Genomic DNA, 462 nt, shown 5'->3' on the forward strand with positions numbered 1-462 from the left:
AGCAGGACAGCTGGTTCTACGAGGACGGCCTGCGCGACTACCTCAAGGGTGAGCTGGCCGGCCGCGAGCTGCTGCCGGCCGACCTGTTCGTCGGCAGCCTCAAGAAAGACACCGAGGTGGTGGATTGGGCCGCGGCATGGGTCGCCGAAGGCGAGCTGGTGCAGGAAAGCTACGTCAACCTGATTCCCACCGCCCAGCACGGCACCCACGTCAACGGCCTGCGCTCGGGCCTGACCGATGCACTGCGCGAGTTCTGCGACTTCCGCAACCTGCTGCCGCGCGGCGTGAAGCTGGCGCCGGAAGACGTGTGGGACCGCGTCGCCTTCGTGCTCAGCCTGAAGATGACCGACCCGCAGTTCTCCGGGCAGACCAAGGAACGCCTGTCCTCGCGCCAGGCCGCCGGTTTCATCGAGGGCGCCGCGCACGACGCCTTCAGCCTGTGGCTCAACCAGAACGTGGAGA

Annotated in this window: 1 pseudogene; it reads left to right on the plus strand. The window is 67.3% G+C overall.

Annotation, left to right across the window (positions count from 1 at the left end):
* A pseudogene (locus CWM66_RS28465) lies at positions 1 to 462 on the plus strand (DNA topoisomerase IV subunit B); the annotation flags it as partial.

Source organism: Kosakonia sp. H7A, from assembly GCF_003028445.1.
In the GTDB taxonomy this organism is placed as follows: domain Bacteria; phylum Pseudomonadota; class Gammaproteobacteria; order Enterobacterales; family Enterobacteriaceae; genus Kosakonia; species Kosakonia radicincitans.